General features: G+C 72.5%; 3 protein-coding genes. All 3 read left to right on the top strand.

All coding sequences use genetic code 11. The annotated features are described in order from the left end of the window. The coding region (locus AC08OQ_RS18480) for an asparagine synthase-related protein (protein ID WP_476612259.1) at positions 1 to 596 on the top strand (596 nt) is incomplete at its 5' end. Positions 597 to 659: 63 nt separating this feature from the next. Then, a complete protein-coding gene (locus AC08OQ_RS18475; protein ID WP_476601821.1) occupies positions 660 to 2846 on the top strand; it encodes a S9 family peptidase in 2187 nt (728 codons plus the stop codon). Positions 2847 to 3081: 235 nt separating this feature from the next. Beyond that, complete coding sequence (locus AC08OQ_RS18470; RefSeq protein WP_476595617.1) at positions 3082 to 3285, top strand: hypothetical protein; 204 nt, start codon at positions 3082 to 3084, stop codon at positions 3283 to 3285. The last annotated feature ends 146 nt before the right edge of the window (positions 3286 to 3431 follow it).

Here is a 3431-nt window from a genome sequence, read left to right as displayed (position 1 = left end):
CCTACCTGCGGGTCTTCGCCGACCGACCGCACCGGGACCTGCCCGCGATGGTGGAGCCGCACCATCTCATCGAGGCCGATGCCAGCCGGCACTTCGTCGCCTCCCACTTCGCCCGGCCGGGCGCCGAGACCGCCGTCGACGCCGCGCTGCGCATCGACTCGACGATCATGCTCGTTGACGACCCCGTGAAACGGGTCGACAACATGACGATGGCCGCGGGGCTCGAGGCCCGCACCCCCTTCCTCGACCACGAGCTGGTCGAGCTCGCCGCCGCCTGCCCGCCGGAGCTGAAGCTCGCCTCCGGCGGCAAGGGCGTGCTCAAGAACATCGGCCGCCCGCTGATGCCGGTCGACGTCATCGACCGACCCAAGGGGTATTTCCCGGTGCCGGCGATCCGTCATCTCGACGGGCCGTTCCTGGACCGGGTGCGCGAGGCGCTCACCGATCCGGCGGCGAAGACGCGGGGCCTGTTCCGGCCGGTGTGGGTCCGGACGATGCTCGCCGCCCCGAACGACAACCGCACGGCGCTCGGCGCGAACGCCCTGTGGCAGGCCGCGCTGCTCGAGATGTGGCTCCAGACCCACACGGTCGCGTGATCTACGTAGGTCGCACGACCCACGTACGTCGCACGACCGAGTCGCATGATCCCTTGGAGTGACATGATCCGACCCGCGGTGGCGCAGCCGGTGGTGGGACGGCCGGTGGTGGCGCGGCCGGTGGTGGCGCGGCCGGTGGTGACGCGGCCGGTGGTGACGCAGCCGGCGGTGCCGCACACCGTCGACTCCGGGCGTCCCGGCGATCTGTCCGACGCCTGGGTCGCGGCGGCGAGCTGTCGCGCACCGAGTACCGGCCCGCATGGTCGGCTCGCCTTCGTCGGTGATCGCGGCGGCGCCCCCGCGCTGTGGATCCGGGACCCGGACGGCCGGGAGCGCCCGGTCGACACCGGCCCCGGTCAGGTCCGGGCGGTCCTGTGGTCGCCGACCGACGACCGGATCGCCGTCCACGTCGCGCCGGGCGGCGGGGAGCTCACTGAGGTCCGGACCGTCCGGGCGGACGGCGGTGACCTGCGCCACCTGGCCGGCGGCGGGGGGCGGGCCGCCACCCCGGCCCGCTGGACCGACGACGGCCACGGCCTCGTCGTGACCGAGTCCGACCGCTCCGATCCGTCCGGCCGCACCGCCGCGGTGCTGATCGACTCCGGCGGGCGACGGACCCGCCTCGCCGCTGGAGTGGCGCTGCAGGTGTGCGACGGTTCGGGGTGGGGCCCGGCCGGTGGCGGGTACCGCCTGCTGCTGCGGGATGGCCCCCGTGGCGTCCGGCGGGTGCTCGTGGCCGACACCATGATCGCCGTCAGGGAGGGGATTGCCGTCAGGGAGGGGATCGGCGCCGGGGAGGGGATTGCCGCCGGGGACGGGATCGGCGCCGGGGACGGAATCGGCGGGTCATGGCAGGTGCCCGGCGGGACGGCGACCACCGTGACCGGTCGGTTCGTCGCCGACGGCCGTCGCCTGCTGCTGCTGTGCGACATCGGGCGGGACCGAGCCGCGTTGTTTGACGTCCCTGTCGACCCCACGGGCGATCCGGCCGGCGGGCCGCGGGTCCTCGTCGCCCGGGACAACGCCGATCTGGAGCGGTTCGCCCTGCTCGATCCGGATCGGGCGGTCGTCGTCTGGAACGTGGGCGGGCGCAGCGAGCTCGCGCTGGTCGATCTGCCCACCGGACGGTCCCTGACGCTGCCGCCGCTTCCCCGCGACGTCGTCACAGGCGTGCTCGTCCGGCCCGGGGGCCGGGAGCTCGTGCTTGCCCTGGATGGTGCCACCAGGCCGGGGGAGATCTGGACCTGGGATCTCACTGCGCCATCCGCCGGCTACCGTCGGCTGATCTCGCACGCTCCCGTCGAGGCGGTGACTATCCCGGGACCGCGGGTTGTCCTGAATATCGACGTCGACAGCCCGGGATTCGACAGCCCGGAGCCCGCCGCGCCACCCGGGCCACCCGCGCCATCCGGGCCGCCCGCGCCGGCGCGCGTACCCGGGATCCCCGGGCCCCGCACCGGTGACCACCCGCGGCTGGTCCGTCCGGTGCCGTGCGCCCTGCCAGCCCACGACGGCCGGGAACTGTCCGGTTGGTGGTACCGCCCGCACGGCCCGCGAGGACCGGTCCCGACCCTGCTCCACCTGCACGGCGGCCCGGAGGCGCAGGAACGTCCCGTCTACAACCCGCTGTTCCAGGCCGTGCTCGCCCGGGGGATCGCGGTGTTCGCGCCGAATGTGCGCGGCTCCACCGGATTCGGCCGGTCGTTCGAGGAGGCGGACCACACCCATCGTCGGTTCAGTGGCATCGCCGACGTCCGCAGCTGCGTGACGCATCTGGTCGCGACGGGCCTGGCCGACCCGGACCGGATCGGCGTCGCCGGCCGCTCCTACGGCGGCTATCTGACGCTGGCGGCGATGGTCCACTTCCCGGAGCTGTTCCGGGTCGGGGTGGACGTCTGCGGGATGGTTGATCTGGAGAGCTTCTATCAGTACACCGAGCCGTGGATCGCCGCGTCCGCGGTCACCAAGTACGGTGATCCACGCACCGAGCCGGCGTTGCTGCGGGCGCTGTCCCCGCTGCACCGGATGAGCGCCCTCGCCGCGCCGCTGCTCGTCGTGCACGGGGAGAACGACACCAACGTCCCGGTGATCGAGGCCGAGCAGACGGTCGCCGCGGCCCTCGCTCGCGGCGTCGACTGCCGTTACCTGCTCTTTCCCGGCGAGGGGCACGAGATCGCGGATCTGCGCCACCGCAGGTCGTTCGTCCGAGCCGTCGTCGACTGGCTGACCCCCCGGCTGCTGGCCCCCTGACTCCCCGACCTCCTGCTGATCCTGGTTTCTTGCCAAAGATTTGACCCGGTGGTCGGACGCGCTGTTCGAGCTCGCTGACGCTATGCTGTGCGCGGACAGTCCGGTACGGGTCTGCCAAAGAAAATGGCTCTGCCGGGATTCCGGCGGTGACAGGCCGTTGTTCTTGCAGCCTCTGTTTACCATCCAGACACTGGTCCGTCGACGAGGTCGGGCTGGTCCTAGCCCGGCTCGTGGTGTGCCTGCTCGTCCCCGCCGGAGCGCCAGTCACGGTCGCGGTCGACGACACGCTCTGGTCCGCAAGGACACCACCTCCGCATCCCGGCTGTGGCTGGCCGCCCGCATGACCGAGAAACTGGCCACCGCCATGCCCGGGCGGACGATCCACACGGTCGGCGACGCCGCCTACGCCGGGGACGAGCTACGCACCCTGCCCGTCTAGATCTGTCTTCCGCACATGGGGTTTCGATGCGTTGACCGGCCTGGTTTCCGATCAAGGTGGCCGGGTCGGATCGACGCCGAGAATGGTGAGGAGGTGCTGGTGCAGAGCCGAGGGGCGGGGGATGTAGGCGGCCTGTTCGCCTTGGG

This window comes from Frankia sp. CcCS3 (genome assembly GCF_977927575.1).
The sequence above is the reverse complement of the archived record's forward strand: the minus strand, read 5'-3'. Positions and strand labels throughout refer to the sequence as shown.